We start from the raw sequence: 21,758 nt of genomic DNA on the forward strand, positions 1-21,758 counted from the left end.
TGTAAGATTGAGCAGATTACTCTTCGAGAGTAGGTGGTGGTTCCTTACGCCCCAACATCAACAAGCAAGGCGTCAGTACTAACGTTAAGACAGTGGCAAAAGCAAGGCCTCCCGCAACGGCCGTGGCGAGTTGTGACCACCATTGCGTGCTGGGAGCGCCAAACTCAATTTTCTGATTAATCAAATCGATGTTCATCTCCAGTACCATTGGCAATAACCCTAAAATAGTCGTCACTGTGGTCAATAAAACGGGCCTTAAACGCTGAACACCAGTGCGTAAGATGGCCTCTTGTTTTGACAAGCCTCTGCGTATCAGTTGGTTATAAGTATCTATCAATACGATATTGTTATTCACCACGATGCCGGCCAAGGCGATGACCCCAATACCTGACATAATAATGCCGAAAGGTTTTTGGAAAATCAGCAGACCCGCAAATACTCCGACCGTTGAAAACAGTACTGCACTTAAAATGAGGAATGCTTGGTAAAAACTATTAAATTGCGTAACCAGAATTAACCCCATAACCACCAGCGCAATCAAAAATGCATTTTTTAGAAATTCTGAGGAATGTTCCTGCTCTTCATTTTGCCCTCGTAATTTAAACTCCACCCCATTAGGTAAATTCAGTTCCGACAATGCTTGAGTAACTTTCGGCAATTCAAGGGCCAGATTATACCCTTCCTTTAGATCCGCCATAATATCGATAACCCGTCGACCATCAATCCGTTTGATCGTATCTTGTTTGTGATCCGGTTTTATCTGCGCAAAATTGGTTATCGGCACCAGACCTGCGGGTGTGTTGACCCGTAACTGATCAAATCGACCAATATCCCGCTTATCCTCTGGATAACGCACCAAAATATCGACCTCTTCGTTTGCATCATCAGGCAAGTAGTCACCAATTTTTAATCCATTAGTCACAAATTGCACTGTGTTACCTACCAATGTCGCATCGGCTGAAAATCGAGAGGCATCATCTCGTCGAATATCAATTCGCCAGTCAATCCCTTCTTTATTTGAGGTGTCACTGATGTTAGTCAACGCGGGATTGTTATCAGCCCACTTTCTGACCATTTTAGCGGCCTCATTAAGATTTTCAGGAGTACGCGCCGACATTTCAATCACCAGATCATGCTCAACCGGTGGCCCTGCATCTGGAAATTTATACTCGATTTCCACCCCTGAAAACTGATCCGTGGTGCTTTTGAGCTCTTCAATAATCGCTTTGACGGTGCGGCGATATTGCCAATCAACAGGGGTAATTTGAATCTGGCCAATTTCATCCTCTCCCCCCGTTCGAGTATAGACGCTCTCAAATTCCTCATGGCCAAGCATCACCTGCTCAATTTCTCGCATTAAGGTGTCTTTTTCTTGGATGGAAAGATCGCCATAAGAACGAACTTTAACGGTGAAATAAGGCGGATCCACCTCTGGGAAGAATTCGGCACCGAGCCCTGCTTTGGCATAAGCAAAACCAATCACAATCGCGAGCACTATCGCACTGAACAGTATTTTAAGTGGGTGACGAATCGCAATGGCCAACGTGTGATAATAGAGCTTGGTGATGCCCGTCGCTTGGGCAAAATCACCTTCATGTAAAGCAATCATCCGTGCTTGACTGGCAGCCGAAGCATGTTGCGGTCGGCCAATTAAGCCTCCCAGCACAGGAACAAAAAGCAGTGCCATAATCAATGAAGCAGCCAGTGTAGCGATAAGCGTGAGAGGCAAGTATTTCATGAACTCACCCGTGATATCTGGCCAAAAAAGCAGAGGAGCAAAAGCGGCTAAAGTAGTAGCGGTTGATGCGGTAATCGGCCATGCCATCCGTTTTGCGGCATCTCGATACGCTTCTTTACGCGGCACACCTTCTTGCATACGCCGATCAGCAAACTCAGTTACCACTATGGCTCCATCAACCAGCATGCCAACCGCCATAATTAATGCAAATAACACGACAATATTGACGGTTAGCCCAAACACCGACAAGACTAGTAATCCGGTCAAAAATGAGCCTGGTATTGAGATACCAACCAGCAGCGCCGTCCTCATTCCCAAAATAGCGATAATCACGATCACGACTAAAATAATGGCCGACAGAATATTGTTTTGTAGATCGTTGAGCATGATTTCAACGTCTTTCGACTCATCCCACGTGTATTTCACCAACAAATTACTTGGCCAATCTTCCCGTTTTTGCGCCTCTCCCATTACCGTTTTTACCAGCTCAACGGTTTCGATGATATTTTCACCAGCACGCTTTTTAACGTCCAACACCACCGCCGATTTGCCGTCTAAACGAGCAAAGCTTTCGGGGTCCCGAAATGCTCGTCTGACGGTCGCGATATCGCCAAAGGTGATTACTTGCTTACCATCAACCTTCACCGGAAGCTCTAACACATCTTTCAAGGATTCAAAAACTGAAGGAACCTTTACGGAAAAACGTCCGTAGCCCGTATCGACGAAACCCGCCGCAACGACTTTATTATTCAGTGCGATTAAGTTATAGATATCGCCTTGATCGAGTCCGTAACTTTCCATCAATAGGGGATCGACAATGATCTCAACAATATCTTCGCGATCGCCAGCGATATCAACTTCTAATACTTGTCGGTAGCTTTCTAATTTGTCTCTCAACTGCCTTGCAATTTGTACGATAGCTCGCTCTGGTAAAGTGCCATAAAGCACCACTGATAATACCGGTTGCTCTGATGCCAATGTTACTTCGTTCACGGTCGGCTCATCGCTGTCTGCGGGTAGCTTCGGCTCGGCCAAATTGACCGCATCTCTCACATCCGCCATCGCTTTATCAAGGTTAACGCCAACGTTAAACTCCAAAACTACAGAAGCATGCCCTTCGGAAGCATTCGACGTCATCTCTTTTACGCCTTCAATAGAGCGCATTTCTTGCTCTAGTGGCCGCACGATAAGGCGCTCAGCATCACTCGGTGATATGCCTTGATGACTTACGGAGACATAAATAATAGGAATAGTAATGTCAGGGCTCGATTCTTTAGGGATCGAAAAATAGGTCGCTACGCCAGCGATCAAGATAAAAATCAGCAGCGATAACATAGTGCGCGAGCGAGATAGCGCCGCATCAATAATAGAAAACATGGCGCCCCCTACTGCGCTGAGTGGTTAGGTTTCTTGACCGCAATCACTTGATCACCATCTCGAACAAAACCTTGCCCAACGGTGATAATATCCACCGTATCCCCTAGCCCAGTTAGCCACACACCATCTTGCTCCGCTTTTACCAATTGAATGGGGATGAAGCGAACACGATCTTGCTGCAGTGTTTTAACACCTAAATTTCCTTGATCATCAAGCGCAAGCATGGCAGGCGTGATTTTCACCGCCAGTTGTGTTTCTAAACTCATCTCCACTTCAGCGCTCACACCCGCGGGGATCGTTTGATTGGGATTGTCTAATTCCACTTCGATAGCAAACGTGTTGGTGGTAGGCGATGAGACGCGAGAAATATAACGAACCTTGCCATCGACAGTAGAACCATCGATAAAACGTACACGAGCAATTTGGTCTTGTTTGATTTTTTGGATGTGTCGTTCGCTGACATCCGCTTCTATCACTAATTTACTGAGATCAATAAAGGTGACCATCGGGTCACCCACTCCGACAAAATCGCCTTTTTCTATCAATATGTCTTGAACAATGCCATCGAAGGGAGCCACAACTGACGTATTACGTAAAGCCAATTGGGCACGACTTTGCACAGCGCTGGCTTCCGCTAAAGCGGCTTGCGCCGAAGCAAAGGCCACTTCGCCTTGTAAGCCTCGATTTTTTAACGACTCAGCGGCACTGAATTCTTTTTGTTTGAGTTTGAACAAGGCTTGCGCACTCTCTAATTGAGCCGCTAGATCAGCTTGATCAATTAAGACGATCTGTTGTCCTTTATTGACAGGCTGCCCTTTTGCTATCGAGATTTGAGTAATTTTCCCTGCGATTTCAGCACCAATTTTAGCTTGACGATTAGGTGCGGTCCGACCGTAAAGATCGATATGCTTATCGGTCGATTCAGCCTCAAAAGATTGGTAAATAACTTTCGCAAGAGGAATGGTGTCATTGGCAGTTTGCCGGGGCTCTTCCGCTTTCAATGCCCCAAAACCTAACCAAAAACAGAGAAGTAGGATAAAAATCGTCGAGAGTAGCCAAGGTCGTTGCGAAAAAAAGCGGCCAATAGATGAACGGCTGATTTTGGTATCAGGCATAAATAATCCTTTATTATGTTCTTGCCTTCTTAAGGTTAAGGCAAAGCCCTACATAACATCCAAATACGTAGGGCTATTAAGCTTAATTAGCTACAGTAGATTAATTGTGCATCGAACCTTTTTTAGTTAAACACTAAATGATGCACCACAACCGCATGTTGTTGTTGCATTAGGATTATTGACAAAAAAACGAGAGCCTTCTAGGCCTTCTGTGTAATCGACAATGCCACCTATCAAATATTGTAAGCTCATCGGGTCAACCACTAATGTCACGCCACTATTAACTATTGTGGTATCGCCATCGTTTACATTTTCATCAAAGGTAAACCCATATTGAAAACCGCTACAACCACCACCAGTAATATAAACGCGCAGTTTTAGCGCTGGATTCTCTTCTTCAGCAATCAACATTTTTACGCGTTGTGCTGCAGTATCAGAAAATGACAATGGTACATTTACTTCACTCACGATGGCCTCTCTCACTCGTGTTAATACCTGTCAGACTTATTATGCTTAACTTATGCCTGTAAAGGTGATTCTTTTTTAATAATGCAATGATTATCTAATACCTGACCTATTCGTTCAAGTATTCACCGTCACTTAAGCTAAAACTCCAACTATCGAGGCATTATGCACTGAAAAAACACTCACTGTCGCGTGAGTTGTACACTATACGGCGCTTATTTGGCTGTGAATGAGCTCAGAAAATGAGTGAAAAAAAGTGTCTTTGGTGAGTTTGGGTATACAATGCGACACCAACTGGTCCGAACAAGCAGAAGAGGATAAATCCATGACCAAATCAGCAGAGCTTTATCAAAAGGCACAACGTGCAATCCCCGGTGGAGTTAACTCTCCTGTACGTGCTTTTAACGGAGTTGGTGGCTCGCCGATTTTTATCGACCGCGCAGACGGCCCGTTGATTTTTGATGCTGATGGCAAAGCTTATATTGATTATGTCGGCTCTTGGGGGCCAATGATACTAGGCCACAACCATGCGGTCATTCGTGAAGCCGTGATAGGCGCAGCGCAGCGCGGTCTCAGTTTTGGTGCGCCGACCGAGATGGAAATCGATATGGCAGAATTAGTTTCTGAGCTGGTTCCATCAATGGAACAGTTGCGTATGGTCAGTTCCGGTACCGAAGCGACGATGAGCGCCATTCGTTTAGCTCGTGGATTCACTGGGCGCGATAAAATTTTAAAATTTGAAGGCTGCTATCACGGTCATGCGGACAGTTTGCTAGTAAAAGCAGGCTCTGGCGCCTTAACATTAGGCCAACCAAGCTCTCCTGGTGTGCCTGCTGATTTTGCTAAACATACACTGACCGCCACTTTTAATGATTTAGAATCTGTACGTGAATTGTTCGCGGCCAATAAAGACCAAATAGCCTGCATTATCGTCGAACCAGTCGCGGGCAATATGAACTGCATTCCACCAGTAGAAGGGTTCCATGAAGGCTTACGTGAGATTTGTGACCAAGAAGGCGCTCTGCTGATCTTTGATGAAGTAATGACAGGTTTTCGTGTTGCACTAGGTGGTGCACAGGCTTACTACAACATCAAACCAGACTTAACAACGCTAGGGAAAGTGATTGGCGGTGGTATGCCTGTTGGCGCTTTTGGTGGACGCCGTGATGTGATGCAATACATCGCTCCAACGGGCCCGGTGTACCAAGCTGGTACGCTATCAGGTAACCCTGTGGCTATGGCTGCGGGTTATGCCTGCTTGACGCTTCTAAAAGAAGAAGGCAATGAAAAACGTCTCGCGGCCAAAACAAAGCAATTGGCTGATGGATTCAAAGAACTCGCAGACAAACACGGTATTCCTTTGCTGGTCAGCCAAGTTGGTGGCATGTTCGGCTTCTTTTTTACCGATCAAGAACGCGTCACCTGTTATGAAGAAGTCGCAAAATGTGATATTGAACGTTTCAAGCGCTTCTTCCATTTGATGCTCGATCATGGTGTCTATTTAGCGCCTTCAGCTTTTGAAGCAAGTTTTACCTCTTTGGCGCATGGTTCCAAAGAAATTGAAGCGACATTAGAAGCGGCCGATCGCTGCTTTGCGATGATGGCAGCTCAAGCGGAATAAGCACCATTAGGCAGACTCATCATAATTATAAAGGGCTGTAGATCAGCCCTTTATTCATTTCAGACTCAATAAGCAAGCTATTATTGCCAGTAATAAATCACTAAAACGACCAACGCCATCATGCTGATGGCAAACCACGGTAGCTTCAACTTTTTTTTATGCTGGTTTTGACACCCTTTTTCATTATCACAACATCCCATCTCATCAGTTCCTCATTGATAACACGCTGATTTGCAGTCATTATAACCCTATTACTTTACAAGGTTGGATTAACAACGTGTCAGAAAAAGTGAAAATCACCTCTAGCCACTGGGTGCTCATTGCGGCACTTGTCGCTGCGGCTATTGCTTGTTATCTGTTGATTGCACCTTATATCAACTCGATTGTCATGGCTTTCATCATCTCGTTATTGATGTTTCCCATTCATGAGTGGCTCGAACGAAAAATCCCCAAATACAAAAATACCGCCTCGTTTCTCTCATGTATTATTTTGACGTTTATTATTGTGATTCCACTGCTGTTTGTCTTTGCTGCTATTGTGCAGCAAGGGTCGGTATTTTCTCAGAACATGTACCAATGGGTCACTCATGGTGGCATTCAAACCGCCTTTGCTCATCCTTGGATTGTCAAAGGACTCGCCATTGCGAATCAATATTTGCCCTTTGATGAAATTCAGCCACAACAAATCGCACAAAAAGTGGGGCAATTTGCCAGTTCATTTGGCACCAACTTGGTCAGTATTAGCGCAAAAGTGCTGGGTGATGCGACCAGTTTTTTGATGGATTTCTTCTTAATGCTGTTCGTGTTGTTTTTCCTACTCCGTGATCACGATAAGCTCATCAGCGCTCTTAGGCACATCTTGCCGTTGTCGCGTAGTCAAGAAGACAGGTTGCTCTGCGAAATTGAGCAAGTCTCCAAATCGGCTGTCATGGGGTCATTTTTAACCGCAATAGCGCAAGGCTTTGCGGGTGGGTTTGGTATGTGGCTCGCCGGTTTCCCTGGGTTATTTTGGGGAACCATGATGGGGTTTGCTTCGTTTATTCCGGTTGTCGGTACTGCTCTGATATGGATTCCAGCCACTATTTATCTCTTTCTAACCGGAGATAGCACATGGGGCATATTCTTGGCGCTATGGAGTATCATTATTGTAGGCTCAATTGATAATTTATTGCGGCCCTTTTTAATGCAAGGGAGCGCGGGCATGAACACATTAATGATCTTCTTCTCTCTGCTCGGTGGTATTCAGCTGTTTGGCCTGATTGGGTTAATTTACGGCCCACTCATTTTTGCCATCACTATGGTGCTGTTTAATATTTATGAGGAAGAGTTTAAAGGTTTTCTCAATCAACAAGATAATAGCTAACTTTTGACTTACTGACGATCAAGCTAGAAGCAAGGGGCAGACTGTGCGAGAATCTGCCCCTCTTTTTTAGCGCAGAGCCCACTATGTCCAGTTACACCGCACCAAGTCAAATTGCCCAGCGTCAGCTTGCTTATTTCGAAGGAAAACATCTTTTAGTGGCTGGAGAAGCGGAGGATTTATTTCCTGTAGAGTTAGCTAATCATTGTCGCTCTGTTTCGGTGTTCACCACTCATTATGGTTACTACCGCCAACTCGAATCCTATTCACAAATTACATGTCATTTTGGCGCTCAATTTGAGCAAAAAACCGATGCTGACATGATTCTGCTTTACTGGCCCAAAGCGAAGCAGGAAGCTGAATATCTACTTGCGATGCTGTTGGCCAAACTGGGCAAAGAGACTGAGATTGTGGTCGTGGGTGAAAACCGCTCGGGCATAAAAAGCATTGAAAAAATGTTTGCAGCTTATGGGGTGGTTAAAAAGTATGATTCAGCTCGACGCTGTTCGTTCTATTGGGGGCAATGCACCCAGCAGCCACCAAGCTTCCAAATTGCAGGCTGGTTCAAAACTTATCAGGTGCAGTATCAGCAACACTCACTGATTGTAAAAAGTTTACCTGGCGTATTTAGTCATGGCGAGTTTGACCTCGGTAGCCAACTGTTACTCGATACACTGCCTAAACTGAGAGGAAAAGTTCTCGACTTTGGTTGTGGTGCTGGTGTACTGGGTACAGTAATGGCCACATTAAACCCAGATATCGAGATTGAACTGTGCGATATCAGCGCGCTTGCGATTGAATCAACCAAAGCAACCTTGATAGCAAATAACATATCAGGGAATGTATTTGCCTCTGATGTCTACTCAGATACCGCTAAAGATTATCAATTTATCGTCTCAAACCCCCCTTTCCACTCCGGATTAGAGACCAGCTATAGTGCGACAGAAGCCTTACTGGCTAACGCACCAAGCCATCAAACCGCGAAAGGCGAACTTTTTATTGTGGCCAACAGTTTTCTTAAATATACCCCGCTGATTGAACAGGCTTATGGTCATTGCGAGGTGTTAAATAAGACTAACAAATTCATCATTTACCACGCAAAAAAAACATTACAAAAGTCGCAACAATAAGTGTAATCTACTCTCAATTGGTCACTAAACTGGATGATTTTTACGAATTTTGCGTTAGTGACCACGCTTTCCACAGGACTTACTTGTCAAAGTAAAAAAACTCGTTAATTTCGTCACTTTAGGTTTTCTTTGTTTTTTTCATTCACTTTAACGACTACCTCATGCCGTTAAAGCCTCACGGAAAGTAATGCCTTTTTCTATGTTTAGGTTCTCTCGTAAGCAAAAATTTAAGCGCCTGCAAAATACTCTTATGCTGGCTTTTCTCGTTTTGAGCATCACGCCTTTAACTGTGACTGCCATTTTTTTTCTGCAATCACACACTAAAGATCTTCAAGAACAAAGCACGTCTCACTTATTGTCAGTCAGAGACACTAAGCAACAGCAAGTTCTCGATTACCTCACGGCCAAAGAATCAGAAGTGATGGGGTTTGTCCGTTCAGAGTTAGCTTATGCTAGTGGGGGGCGCTTTTACGGCTTAGTCAATGCGTTCCAAAGACTTGGTCTGGATATTGATCAAGCTCGTGAGCATGCCCAGCAGCGTTATATTCCTGGTTCTGGTGATCAGATAAAAACGTCAATATTGCCACAATCGAGCAGCTATGTAGGCAGTGAACGGTATCGCCTACTGCACAAACGCTATCATTGGGCGTATTTAGAACTGCTTAAACGTTCTGATTTTGACGATATTTTACTGGTGGATCTCGATGGTGATGTCGTTTATTCCGTTTATAAGCACGACAACTATGGGACGAATTTACTGACCGGAAAATACAAAGATAGCAATCTGGGTAAAACATTCCGTCAGTTAGAGCAGCAAGTTGGCGAACAACGAAAAATCAATGAAGAATATACACCAGTCATTATTTCTGATTTTTCACAACAAGAAGGGCAATCAGTTGCTTGGCTTGGCGCGCCCATTATTCAACAGGGCTACCTGCACAGCTACGCCATGTTCCGCCTACCAAACAATGGCATCACAAAGCTCGTTGCTGACACCAATGCGACATCGCAAATAAGGACTTTACTCGTCGGGCAAGATCATCATTCTCGAATACTCTCTTACACGCAGCAAGAAATCGAGACTAGTCAAAAAGTGATCAATCTTGCGCTTTCTGGGTTGAGTGCCGTTGGTACTTACACCAATACATTGAATGAGAAAACCATTGCCGCCTATGCACCTGTTGCAAACAAAAACATCAATTGGGCCTTGGTCGTAGAGATACCAGAAAAAGAGGCTTATGCGCGAGTTCATCAGCTTGAGAAGTTATTTATTTTCGCCATGCTAACCGCGATTATTTTAGTCGTCATCGCTTCACATTATCTCTCTAATTTTATTACCTCTCCCCTACTGAAGCTCACTTGGGCGGCAGAAAAAGTCTCAGCTGGGGATTTAGATGAAAATGTTATCAATACCGATCGTAAAGATGAGATTGGTCGACTCGCAGTGAGTTTTGAACGTATGCAGCGTTCAATCCGAGAAAAAATGCAGCTGATTAAAGCGCAAAATAAAGAGCTCGAAAGCAACATTCAATTAATCCGCAAACAGAACGATGAGTTGCATCTCGCTAACAAACTAAAAGATGAATTCCTAGCCACAACGTCACATGAATTAAGAACACCGCTGCACGGTATGGTCGGTATTGCAGAAGCACTGATCTCTGGGTCAAGTGGAACTATCACCGCCGATCATCGTTATCAATTGGGCATAATCATCAGCAGTGGACAACGGCTGACAAACTTGGTCGATGACTTACTCGATTACCATAAAATGCGCTATGGCAGCTTGGATATCAAACAGTGTGCTGTTGATCTATCCGGCGCAACACGCTTAGTGTTAGAGCTGTCTAACCATCTACTCAACAAAAAGCCCATTCGCGTAATAAACCAAATCCCTGATGAATGCATTTGGGTCTCTGCCGATCCACAACGATTAGAGCAAGTGCTTTATAACCTTGTAGGAAACGCCATTAAATATACGACTGAAGGGAAAATTGTCATTTCAGCCAATGTGGTTGATGACAAGATTCGTGTCCAAGTTGTCGATACGGGACAAGGCATTCCTGCTGAACAACTTGAACACATCTTCGAACCACTGATTCAAGCAGGGCAAGATGCCAGTCGTTATCGACAAGGCGCAGGCTTGGGCCTTTCGATCAGCCGTCAATTGATCGAATTAATGCAAGGAACGCTTTATGTCAGTAGCCAACCTATGGTCGGTACGACATTCAGCTTTACCTTACCATTAGCATCAAAAGCGGAAATTGAGTCGACAAGCTATATGGAAGCTGGCCATTTCCAATCTCCGACCATTTCAGACATTGAACTGCCTGAAATGCATTCACTACCTGAAAATAAAGAAGGCCCAGTGCTACTGATAGCAGATGATGAACCCGTCAATCTGCGTGTCCTAGACAGCTTCCTACGTTTAGAAGGCTATCAAGTCCGCACCGCTAAAGATGGCAATGAAGTCATTAGCGCGGTCGAAAAAGAAAAACCGGAACTTCTACTGCTCGACATTATGATGCCAGGATTAAGCGGCTACCAAGTCTGTGAAAAGTTAAGAGAAACATACGATCATGCCGAGCTACCAATCATTATGTTGACGGCATTAAATCAAACTGACGATAGAGTTCGTGGTTTTGCAGCGGGAGCGAACGATTACTTATCGAAACCTTTTAATAAGCAAGAGCTCGCTGCACGTATTACGGCGCATTTAACGGCCAGCAAAGCTGAACAAAGACGTATTGAGAACAACCAACTGCAACAAGAGCTGAAGCATAGAGCAATGGTAGAGGCCAGTTTATTGGAAACCCAAGGCCGTCTACTAGAGCAGCTTGAATCCGCTCCTGAGGCCATTATTTGCATTCGAGACGATCATAAAATCCGCTTTGCGAACGAAGCGGCTGCTCGGTTATTTAGGCGCAGCCAAGAACAACTAAAGCGCTCAAATGCGGAAGAACTCATCGCCCCCAAATACTTAGTCGTCGAGCAAGAGCATTACTGCGGTAATATCGATATCTATGTCGAAGATACACGTCAACATATGTCTGCTGATGTGTTACGCCTACCGGATGGCTCTGGGTTGCAGGCTATGTACATCTTTAACGTGGGTGGAAACATCAATGCAGCGCGCATCAATAACCTTGAAACCGCTATTGAAGCGCTATCCAGTTACGCATTTGAAGGCGATAAAGAAAAACTGCAGCAGCTCAAAGAACTCGGTGGCGAGTTCACACGTATCGCCGACAAAGTATCGGGAGAGAGTCAATCTAAGCAAGATTTAATGCGCGAAGTACTGGTTGAAGCAATGACCAGTGCTTTAGATTACTGGGAACGGGTCAGTAACCAAAGCAAGTTTACCTTTGCAGAGCAGAGTGGGCTATGGCGAGTGTATCTCGATAGAAGCACATTACAGACTCGGACACTAGACAAGTACTTACGTATCGAGACACTGCCTAAAACACCTCGCTGGCGTACCGTTCTTAATTCGTTAGATTACATTCTTGATCATTGTCAGGAGCACGGCCCTGAACGCTCTCACATCGAAGCGCAGCGCGATAAATTGCAAAAGCTACTGACCTCATCACTCTAAGTACATCAACACCATTAAGCCTGCACTCTGCAGGCTTTTTTATCACTATATTTCCATGACCATCAACGGAACAACCACCCCATTGACGCATCCAGAGTTATGACTAGTTAAATTTAATCAATGTTAACCTCAAGCATCCATTACTCTGCTGCGCCTTATTTATTGGGTATTATAAACCTTACTTCTCAATAGAAAAAAAGAGGGGAAATGATGATAAAAATTGGAAGTAAAAACTGATTTCTAGGCAATTTCACCAGCAGATTTTCAATTGAAGATGAATAAAGATCCAGATTGCGAACCGAATCACAACAATTCGGCAGAATTAATTTAAGTAAAAAAATTAACGATAAAACTATAAGTGAGCAAGATCTCATGATACAAAAAAAACAAAAAAACATTAAAAATAAAGGGATAAAAAGATAGCGAGCGCTTACAACTATAAGTTAATCGAATTGAGTATGAGAGGCAGATCACTGACCTAAATGAGAGTAAAAATCAAACCAAAGATGGTAAATTGACGTTTATAACGGTCACTTTCTACAAATTGACGTTTTTAACGGGAATTCAAATTGATAATTTTCTCTCCAAGGTGTCTTCTTACTCCTGCCAAAGGTCTACAGGCCACTCATGTTGACCAACTCCTCCGGTTTGTTAACACGCAATGAGGTAGGCCTTGGAGAGTGTTTATCAATTGATGACATTCATATCCATTAGTGAAATGAAAGCAAATAGTAAGGAACAGCTATGCTTGCCAATATTAAAAAAACAGCGCTAGCCGCTGCAGTAATCGCCGCCGCAGCGAGCCTTTCAGCTCCAGCAGCCGCACGCAGTGAGCTAACGATCGTACCTGATTTCTACCCTACAATGGTACGTAACTTTAACCCGTATCTAGCAACAAACCTACGTACGACCACTGATTTCATCTATGAACCACTGGTCATCTTCAACGAAATGCATGGTAATACACCCGTTATGCGTTTGGCTGAAGGCTTTAAAATGTCTGATGACCTAATGAGTGTTACTTTTGATATCCGTAAAGGTGTTAAATGGTCAGATGGTCAAGCATTTACAGCGGATGATGTCGTGTTCTCTTATGGCTTATTGAAAAATAAACCTGAACTCGACCAACGCGGTATCAACAAGTGGGTAACGAGCGTAGAAAAACTGAACGACTACCAAATCCGTTTCCGTTTAAGTGAAGCTAACTCAAACGTACCTTATGAAATCTCGTTAGTTCCTATCGTTGCTGAGCATGTATGGAAAGATGTGAAAGATCCAGCGACTTTCACCAACGAAAACCCTGTAGGTACTGGTCCGTTTACTGAAATCGACACCTTCACTCCACAGCTATACATCCAATGTCGTAACCCGAATTACTGGGATGCTGCAAACCTTGAGGTTGACTGTTTGCGTGTACCTCAAATTGCAAACAATGACCAATTGCTAGGTAAAATTGTTAACTCTGAACTCGATTGGACCTCTTCATTCGTTCCAGATATTGACCGTACTTATGCCGCTGCAAGCCCTAGCCACCACTACTGGTATCCGCCATCAGGCACACAAGCATTTATGGTTAACTTCAAAAACCCAGATGCAGTAAAAAATGAAGCGCTAAGCAACGTTGATTTCCGTCGCGCATTCTCTATGGCTCTTGACCGTCAAACTATTATCGATATCGCTTTCTATGGCGGCGGTACCGTTAATGACTTCGCTTCAGGCTTAGGTTATGCATTCCAAGCTTGGTCTGATGAAAACATCCACAATAAGTACAAAGGCTACAACACGTACAACGTTGAAGGCGCGAAAAAACTGCTTGCTAAAGCGGGCTTCAAAGACGTGAACAAAGACGGTTTTGTTGATACTCCATCAGGTAAATCTTTTGAGCTACTTGTTCAATCACCAAATGGCTGGACTGACTTCAACAACACGGTACAACTTGCCGTTGAACAGCTTGCCGAAGTAGGCATCAAAGCACGTGCTCGTACTCCAGAGTTTGCGGTTTATAACCAAGCAATGCTTGAAGGTACTTATGACGTCGCTTACACCAACTACTTCCACGGTGCGGATCCACATCTATACTGGAACAGTGCATACAACTCTGCACTACAGAAAGGTGAAGGTATGCCTCGTTTTGCTATGCACTTCTACAAAAACGATAAGCTAGATACTTTGCTAGACAGCTTCTACAAAACAGCGGATAAAAATGAGCAGCTAGAAATCGCTCACGGAATTCAGAAAATCATTGCTGAAAACCAAGTGACCATCCCTGTAATGTCAGGTGCTTACATGTACCAATACAACACAGCACGCTTTAGCGGCTGGTGGAACGAAGAAAATCCTAAGGGTCGTCCAAACATTTGGGCTGGTATCCCGGAGCGTCTATTACACGTACTGGACCTAAAACCAGTTAAGTAAGTAGAAGTTCATTCCTTGCGGCGTACTTCGTGCGCCGCTAAATAAAATCCCCTAAATACCTAGCAAATGTATAACGCTCGTCGTTAGGGGATTTTTCGCTCTAAATTTCGCTAGGAGCGACCTGAAACCAGGTACAGGATAAAACTGGGTGAGTAAGGTGTGAGTTATGGGTTATTTTTTAAGACGTTTGTCATTTTATTTTATCGCGTTGCTGGTTGCAGCAACATTGAACTTCATCATTCCGCGAGCCATGCCTGGAGACCCAGTGACCATGATGTTCGCAAACGCAACAACGCAAGTAACGCCAGAACGAATCGAAGCAATGAAACAGCTTCTCGGTTTCGTTGATGGTCCGTTACCCGTACAATATTTGACCTATTTAAAAAGCATTCTAAGTTGGGAATTAGGCACGTCGATTAAGTTCTATCCGTTAAGTGTCAATGAATTACTGGGTAGTGCATTTGGTTGGTCGTTATTTCTAGCGGGTACTGCGGTTGTGATCTCGTTCTCAATCGGTTCTCTACTGGGCATTTTTGCCGCATGGAAACGAGGCAGTCGTTACGATACGTTTATTACTCCAGGGATGTTGGTTATACAAGCCGTTCCGCAAGTGGTTATTGCGATGATCGCTATGTTTACTTTTGCTATCGGCTTGCAATGGTTCCCTACGGGTTATGCCTACACTGCTGGTACGATGCCAGATTGGACAAGTTGGACATTCATTAAAGATGTGGCCTACCACGCTTTCTTGCCTCTTGTCTGTGCGTCTCTAGTACAAATCGGTGGGTTTCTCGTCAACATGCGTAACAACATGATTAACCTGCTCGCTGAAGACTACATAACGATGGCGAAAGGGAAAGGGCTCAGCGAAAACCGTGTGGTTTTCCAGTACGCCGCTCGTAATGCTTTATTGCCAAGTGTCACCGCTCTATCGATGTCTTTGGGTATGGCTATCGGTGGTCAGCTCATCATTGAAATTATCTTTAACTATCCTGGCCTTGGTACCGTTTTATTTAATGCGATCAACGCTCGTGATTACCAAGTTCTGCAAGGGCAGCTACTGATTATGACGCTCTTTATGCTGTTCTTTAACCTGTTGGCGGACATGCTTTATGTCGTACTAGACCCTCGCCTACGCAAGGGAGGTAAATAATCATGAAAGATCTCATTAAACTCATTCGCGGCAATACCGTTGCCATGGTCGGTGTCATTATTTTGGGCCTATTTTTATTCATCGCCCTTGCTGCGCCACTGATCACCAAACATGCGCCAGATAAACGTACCGGAAATCCACACGAGTACCCATCGTTCGTCGTCAAAGCCGCTAAAGCAGATCCGAATGGCTGGATTGCTGAAAACTTGGCGACTGACCGCCGCACCTTACTACTCTCAAAAGGTGAAGACCATGTGTTAGGCACCTCTCGTATGGGACGCGATGTTTGGTCACAAGTGGTGTATGGCGCACGAGTCTCACTCGCCGTGGGTTTTGGCGCAGGAATGACCGTCTGTTTTCTTGCGACTGTGATTGGTGTTTCTGCCGGTTACTTTGGCGGTAAGGTCGATGACATTCTAACCGCCGCTATGAATATCATGCTGGTGATACCGCAATATCCTCTTTTATTCGTGGTCGCGGCATTTATTGGAGAGGCCGGCCCATTAACCATTGCACTCATCATTGGCTGCACCTCCTGGGCTTGGGGCGCTAGGGTCGTACGCTCACAAACGCTCGCACTGCGTGAGAAAGAATTTGTCAGAGCGGCGGAAGTCTTGGGTGAATCATCATGGCGCATCATTTTCGTTGAGATTCTACCTAACCTCATCTCCATCGTTGGCGCTAGCTTCATCGGTTCAGTGATGTACGCCATCATGATGGAAGCCACTATCTCCTTCCTTGGTCTTGGCGATCCAAACACCATCAGTTGGGGCATCATGTTGTACAACGTTCAAACGTCCTCTTCTATGCTGATTGGCGCTTGGTGGGAACTGCTTGCTCCTTGTATTGCTTTGACTCTACTCGTTACTGGTTTGGCTTTACTGAACTTTGCGGTCGATGAAATTGCCAACCCACAACTGCGTTCACACAAAGGAATGAAGCGTTGGAAAAAACTCGCAGAGCAAGACAAGAAAGAGCGTCAGCCTGACCTGCCACCACAAAATGCACTTTGGAGCGGAGATAAATAATCATGACAAACCCACTTATTTCAATCCGTAACCTATGCGTTGACTACATCACCGACGCAGGTGATGTTCGAGCATGCAGCAACGTCAGTTTTGACATTGCACCTGGCGAAGTATTTGGCCTTGCTGGTGAATCTGGCTGTGGTAAATCAACTATCGCATTTTCACTGATGCGTCTGCATAAGCCGCCCGCGTTTATCACTGGTGGAGAAGTGATTTTTAATGGTGAAAATATCATTAAATACAGCGATGAACGCATGCAATCCTTTCGCTGGAGCCAAATGTCGATGGTGTTTCAAAGTGCGATGAACGCTTTGAACCCAGTATTGACGATGGAAGAGCAATTTTGTGACGTGATCATGCGCCATACCAACATGACTCGTGAACAAGCTAAACGCCGTGCTGAAGGTTTGTTAGAAATTGTCGATATTCACCCAAGTCGATTAAACGATTACCCACACCAATTCTCTGGGGGTATGCGTCAGCGCTTGGTGATTGCAATTGCTCTCGCGCTCAATCCTAAAATGATCATTATGGATGAGCCCACTACGGCACTTGATGTGGTTGTCCAACGTGAAATATTGCAAAAAATCTATGCGCTGAAAGAAGAGTTTGGCTTCTCTATCTTGTTCATCACCCATGACTTGTCGTTGATGGTCGAGTTCTCCGATCGAATTGGCATCATGTATTCCGGTGAATTAATTGAAGTGGCTCCTTCTAAACAGATTCTGGAAAGCCCTTTCCACCCTTACACCAAAGGGCTGGGTAGTTCTTTCCCTCCACTGACAGGCCCTAAAACGAAGTTAACTGGAATACCAGGTAACCCGTTGAACTTATTGGATATACCTCAAGGTTGTCGTTTCCAAGCTCGTTGCGATCGCGTACATGAAGCTTGCACCAAAATTCCAACGAGTTTGCGCCAAATAGAGCTTGGACGCTTCTCCAGTTGCCACCTTTACGGTGACCCAATTGCTCAAGTGAAACTGTAGAGCACAAGCTGTATTACAAAAATTTCTGGAGACAATTATGAGCAAAAATTTCGGTGAATTACTGGTTGAGGGGAAAAATCTAGTTAAAGATTTTCCAATCAACAGTAACACCCTAAAACAACCTATGATGCGAGCGATCAACGACGTATCGTTTAAAATGTTCAAAAGCCGCGGCTTGGCTGTCGTGGGTGAATCAGGCTCTGGCAAATCAACAACCGCTAAAATGATTGCCAAAATGTACGCCCCAACATCCGGTGTAATTGAATACAAAGGACGCGATATTTTAGACATCACTTCACGCAGTGACCTGATGCGCTATCGCGAAGGCGTACAGATGGTATGGCAAGATCCGTTTGGCTCACTCAACCCAACTCATACCATTTTTCATCATATTGCTCGTCCACTGCTTATCCATAAAAAAGTGACGTCAGGTAATAAGAGAGAGTTAGAAGAACGCGTTCACGATTTACTGGAACAAGTCGGCCTTATTCCCCCAAAAGAAACTGCCGCGAAATATCCGCACCAGTTGTCTGGTGGACAGCGCCAACGTGTCAACTTAGCGCGTAATATCGCGGTTGGTGCCGAAGTGGTACTGGCTGATGAACCAACCTCCATGTTGGATGTGTCGATTCGTGCGGGTGTTCTCAACCTGATGGAAGAGATGAAGTTTGAAAAGCAGATGTCGCTGCTTTATATCACGCACGACATCGCCACCGCACGCTACATCGCCGAAGACTTAGCCGTCATGTACGTCGGACATATGGTGGAATGGGGCGATACCGAAGAGATCATTCACGATCCTCAGCACCCATATACTCAACTATTGGTTTCCGCAGTACCAGATCCTAGTAAATCGATACACGAGAAGCTCAAAGGGAACAAAGGCGAAATTCCACTTTGGACTCCAGTATCAACAGGCTGCCCTTTTGCTGGTCGATGCATGCAGGCAAGTGACAAATGTCGTGAACAACTTCCAGCGGTGACTCAGTTGTCTGATAACCACTTTGTTCGTTGTTACTTATTTGAATAATCACTAACGCACACCTTAAGCGATTGAAGCCGCTGACATAACCTCATCGGCTTCAATACCTTAGGTAAACCTATAAAACAAAGTCAGCACATGCCTCAACTGGTTAAGTGCTGGCGAGAAATCAAAGATCTGGCTTGGAGATGTTTAATGCTGCTACTGATTAACCATATTGGTTATGAGCCACAAGGGCCAAAACAGGCGATACTAATGAGTAACACGCTCCGTGTTTCTTCCGATATAGCCCTGCTTGTTTGTGCAAACAGCCATCAAACGGTGTCGACTTTCGTTGTTGAACCACAAGCTAAAGTCGCACATTGGCATTTAGGTAGCTTTTATACGATCGACTTTTCTCAATACACCACTTCAGGGCAGTATTACCTGCGTTTTGAAAATACCCACTCCCCTATTTTTGAAATTGGTGAAGGGATACTGATGAAAAAAACGTTTTCTGATGTATTGCACTACTTCAAATCACAACGTTGTGGTGGCATTTTCGACCAGCAAGATAAGCTCGTACCACTGCTTGGTACATCAACCACTGCCGATGTACACGGTGGCTGGTACGACGCTTCCGGTGACGTCAGTAAGTATCTGAGTCACCTTTCTTACGCCAACTATTTAAACCCTCAACAAACCCCAATGGTGGTTTGGAATATGCTAAAGGGATTGGCACAACTAGAACACCACTCGAGTTTTGCTGCATTTTCTCGCACTCGCCTTAAGGAAGAGGCGTTATTTGGTGCTGATTTTCTGATCCGCATGCAAAACTCCGAGGGGTTCTTTTATACAACGGTCTTTGACAAATGGAGCAAGGACATTAAGCAGCGAGAGATCTGCGCCTATGCCACTCAATCTGGCCACAAGTCTGACGATTATCAAGCCGGATTTCGTCAAGGGGGAGGCATTGCGATTGCCGCTCTTGCGGTGGCAGCACGTTTAGATGTTCACGGTGATTTCACCTCAGAACACTATTTAACAGCGGCGGAGCATGGTTACTGGCATTTAAAAGAAAATAACACGCGCTATCTCGACGATGGTCAAGAGAACATCATTGATGCCTATTGCGCTCTGCTTGCATCGGTTGAACTCTACCGCTCAACTCATCAAGCAAATTATCTGGTTGAGTGTCGTCTTTGGGCACAAAGGTTATGCGCTTATCAACACAGCGACGCTAACATCGCTCATTATTGGGCAGCCAATAGTGATGCCACTCGTCCTTATTATCACGCCGCCGAAGCTGGACTACCAGTGATTGCACTGTGCGAATATCTCGAGATTGAAACGGAAGAACACCTCAAACAATCGGTCGTTCAAGTGATTGAGAATGCTTGCCGCTTTGAGCTCACCATCACTCATCAAGTCAGTAACCCATTTGGCTACCCACGCCAATATGTAAAACCTGTGAATGGCGACAAACGCTGCGCATTTTTTGTCGCTCACGACAATGAATCCGGCTACTGGTGGCAAGGCGAAAATGCGCGTTTAGGATCGCTCGCGTGTATGGCTTATCGCGCCCAAGCCTTCGTCAACGCAGATCTGCATGCCCCTTTAACCACCTTTGCACAAAATGCATTGAACTGGATTATCGGATTAAATCCATACGATATGTGCATGCTCGATGGGCACGGTCGCAACAATCCAGACTACCTACCCCATTTAGGCTTTTTTAACGCCAAAGGGGGAGTGTGTAATGGCATTACAGGCGGTTTTGAAGATGAAGAAGATATCGCTTTTAACCCAGCGAAACAGAAGGATGACATGCTACAAAACTGGCGTTGGGCTGAGCAATGGATTCCTCATGGTGCTTGGTATCTGCTGGCCATCACAACCCAGTTTTGCCACTTCTCAACACCAGACTTAGAGAGGCAATCATGACTTTTTATTATGTCGGTATTGATGGAGGCGGCACATCATGTCGCGCACGCATCCGCAACGAGCAAGGCGCGCTGTTAGGTGAAGCGAAAAGCGGTAGCGCCAATATTTTATTGGGTGTGGAACTTGCCATGCAGGCGATCATTGATGCAATTACTCAAGCGGCGCACCAAAGCGGGCTGACGAAAGAGACTTTTGCTCAGATGCACGTGGGTCTTGCTCTGGCTGGTGCAGAACAAAAATCCGCATGGCATGCGTTTATGTCTCAGACACATCCTTTTGCTTCACTAACGCTCAACACAGATGCTTACGGTGCCTGTATTGGTGCTCATAATGGCGACGATGGCGCAATTATGATCGCGGGAACGGGCTCTTGTGGCCTATTTTTACACGCCGGGCAGCAGCATGTGGTGGGTGGACGAGAGTTTCCCATATCCGATCAAGGCAGTGGTGCCATCATGGGTTTACACCTAATCCAGCGCGTGCTGCTCATTGAGGATGGCATCGGCGAGCCTTCATTATTAAGCGCTCATGTAATGCAACATTTTAACCACGATGTTGATCAGATTGTCGAATGGTCAAAAACCGCACTCCCACGCGACTATGGCCAGTTCTCTCCCGTTATTTTTTCTCTAGCGCAACAAGGTGATGCGCTGGCGATCGAGCTTCTCAAACAAACCGCGGCAGACATCGAAATGTTTCTTGTCGCTCTTCATAACAAAGGAGCCAAGCGGATCTGCCTCATGGGTAGCATTGCAGAGCGTATCTTGTATTGGCTTTCTCCACCGGTACAGCAGTGGATTGTTCAACCTCAATTCGACGCTATCGAAGGCGCGATTATGTTTGCCGGCAAAGCCGAGCATAATTTGTATTAAG

General features: G+C 45.0%; 14 protein-coding genes. 11 read left to right on the top strand and 3 right to left on the bottom strand.

Translation table 11 applies throughout. From position 1 onward, the window contains the following. Positions 1-16: 16 nt before the first annotated feature. The 3 genes from DD616_RS15000 to erpA form a co-directional block, all read right to left on the bottom strand. On the bottom strand, positions 17-3,115 hold the full coding sequence (locus DD616_RS15000) for an efflux RND transporter permease subunit (RefSeq protein ID WP_088728621.1): 3,099 nt from the start codon (positions 3,113-3,115) through the stop codon (positions 17-19). Between the two features lie 8 nt (positions 3,116-3,123). Next, on the bottom strand, positions 3,124-4,230 hold the full coding sequence (locus tag DD616_RS15005; RefSeq protein ID WP_208871872.1) for an efflux RND transporter periplasmic adaptor subunit: 1,107 nt from the start codon (positions 4,228-4,230) through the stop codon (positions 3,124-3,126). 126 nt (positions 4,231-4,356) lie between these two features. Continuing rightward, entirely contained in the window at positions 4,357-4,698 is a 342-nt protein-coding gene (gene erpA, locus DD616_RS15010) for an iron-sulfur cluster insertion protein ErpA (RefSeq protein ID WP_026027518.1), read from the bottom strand. Between the two features lie 322 nt (positions 4,699-5,020). Between erpA and hemL the strand changes: the two genes are divergently transcribed. The 11 genes from hemL (at position 5,021) to DD616_RS15065 (ending at position 21,757) form a co-directional block, all read left to right on the top strand. Next, on the top strand, positions 5,021-6,316 hold the full coding sequence (hemL, locus tag DD616_RS15015; RefSeq protein WP_208871873.1) for a glutamate-1-semialdehyde 2,1-aminomutase: 1,296 nt from the start codon (positions 5,021-5,023) through the stop codon (positions 6,314-6,316). A gap of 277 nt (positions 6,317-6,593) precedes the next feature. Next, positions 6,594-7,679 (top strand): AI-2E family transporter, encoded by a 1,086-nt coding sequence (locus tag DD616_RS15020; protein WP_208871874.1) that lies wholly within the window; start codon positions 6,594-6,596, stop codon positions 7,677-7,679. An 83-nt stretch (positions 7,680-7,762) separates the two neighbouring features. Then, positions 7,763-8,806: a 16S rRNA (guanine(1207)-N(2))-methyltransferase RsmC gene (gene rsmC / locus DD616_RS15025; protein WP_208871875.1), complete on the top strand. Its 1,044-nt coding sequence runs from the start codon at positions 7,763-7,765 to the stop codon at positions 8,804-8,806. Positions 8,807-9,005: 199 nt separating this feature from the next. Continuing rightward, positions 9,006-12,398 carry a response regulator gene (locus DD616_RS15030; protein WP_029189901.1) on the top strand — a complete coding sequence of 1,131 codons (3,393 nt, stop codon included), beginning with the start codon at positions 9,006-9,008 and terminating at the stop codon, positions 12,396-12,398. Between the two features lie 744 nt (positions 12,399-13,142). After that, positions 13,143-14,813 carry an ABC transporter substrate-binding protein gene (locus tag DD616_RS15035; RefSeq protein ID WP_013857639.1) on the top strand — a complete coding sequence of 557 codons (1,671 nt, stop codon included), beginning with the start codon at positions 13,143-13,145 and terminating at the stop codon, positions 14,811-14,813. Positions 14,814-14,979: 166 nt separating this feature from the next. After that, on the top strand, positions 14,980-15,966 hold the full coding sequence (locus DD616_RS15040) for an ABC transporter permease (RefSeq protein ID WP_013857640.1): 987 nt from the start codon (positions 14,980-14,982) through the stop codon (positions 15,964-15,966). Between the two features lie 2 nt (positions 15,967-15,968). Beyond that, the gene (locus tag DD616_RS15045; RefSeq protein WP_013857641.1) at positions 15,969-16,994 is read left to right on the top strand and encodes an ABC transporter permease; all 1,026 of its coding nucleotides are present in this window, start codon (positions 15,969-15,971) and stop codon (positions 16,992-16,994) included. Between the two features lie 2 nt (positions 16,995-16,996). Then, on the top strand, positions 16,997-17,980 hold the full coding sequence (locus DD616_RS15050) for an ABC transporter ATP-binding protein (RefSeq protein WP_013857642.1): 984 nt from the start codon (positions 16,997-16,999) through the stop codon (positions 17,978-17,980). A 37-nt stretch (positions 17,981-18,017) separates the two neighbouring features. Next, entirely contained in the window at positions 18,018-19,010 is a 993-nt protein-coding gene (locus DD616_RS15055; RefSeq protein ID WP_088720904.1) for an ABC transporter ATP-binding protein, read from the top strand. A 147-nt stretch (positions 19,011-19,157) separates the two neighbouring features. Further along, positions 19,158-20,885 (top strand): glycoside hydrolase family 9 protein, encoded by a 1,728-nt coding sequence (locus DD616_RS15060; protein WP_115339530.1) that lies wholly within the window; start codon positions 19,158-19,160, stop codon positions 20,883-20,885. Next, entirely contained in the window at positions 20,882-21,757 is an 876-nt protein-coding gene (locus tag DD616_RS15065) for a glucosamine kinase nucleotide-binding domain-containing protein (RefSeq protein ID WP_208871876.1), read from the top strand. The genes DD616_RS15060 and DD616_RS15065 overlap by 4 nt, the downstream gene beginning before the upstream one ends. The last annotated feature ends 1 nt before the right edge of the window (position 21,758 follow it).

Origin of the sequence: Vibrio anguillarum, from assembly GCF_003390515.1 — a bacterium.
Taxonomy (GTDB): Bacteria; Pseudomonadota; Gammaproteobacteria; order Enterobacterales; family Vibrionaceae; genus Vibrio; species Vibrio anguillarum.

Excerpts from the sequence above, each read along its gene's own strand:
- DD616_RS15000 (WP_088728621.1), bottom strand. The coding sequence starts at position 3,115 with ATGTTTTCTATTATTGATGCGGCGCTATCTCGCTCGCGCACTATGTTA.
- DD616_RS15005 (WP_208871872.1), bottom strand. The coding sequence starts at position 4,230 with ATGCCTGATACCAAAATCAGCCGTTCATCTATTGGCCGCTTTTTTTCG.
- hemL (WP_208871873.1), top strand. The coding sequence starts at position 5,021 with ATGACCAAATCAGCAGAGCTTTATCAAAAGGCACAACGTGCAATCCCC.
- rsmC (WP_208871875.1), top strand. The coding sequence starts at position 7,763 with ATGTCCAGTTACACCGCACCAAGTCAAATTGCCCAGCGTCAGCTTGCT.
- DD616_RS15030 (WP_029189901.1), top strand. The coding sequence starts at position 9,006 with ATGTTTAGGTTCTCTCGTAAGCAAAAATTTAAGCGCCTGCAAAATACT.
- DD616_RS15035 (WP_013857639.1), top strand. The coding sequence starts at position 13,143 with ATGCTTGCCAATATTAAAAAAACAGCGCTAGCCGCTGCAGTAATCGCC.
- DD616_RS15040 (WP_013857640.1), top strand. The coding sequence starts at position 14,980 with ATGGGTTATTTTTTAAGACGTTTGTCATTTTATTTTATCGCGTTGCTG.
- DD616_RS15045 (WP_013857641.1), top strand. The coding sequence starts at position 15,969 with ATGAAAGATCTCATTAAACTCATTCGCGGCAATACCGTTGCCATGGTC.
- DD616_RS15050 (WP_013857642.1), top strand. The coding sequence starts at position 16,997 with ATGACAAACCCACTTATTTCAATCCGTAACCTATGCGTTGACTACATC.
- DD616_RS15055 (WP_088720904.1), top strand. The coding sequence starts at position 18,018 with ATGAGCAAAAATTTCGGTGAATTACTGGTTGAGGGGAAAAATCTAGTT.
- DD616_RS15060 (WP_115339530.1), top strand. The coding sequence starts at position 19,158 with ATGCTGCTACTGATTAACCATATTGGTTATGAGCCACAAGGGCCAAAA.
- DD616_RS15065 (WP_208871876.1), top strand. The coding sequence starts at position 20,882 with ATGACTTTTTATTATGTCGGTATTGATGGAGGCGGCACATCATGTCGC.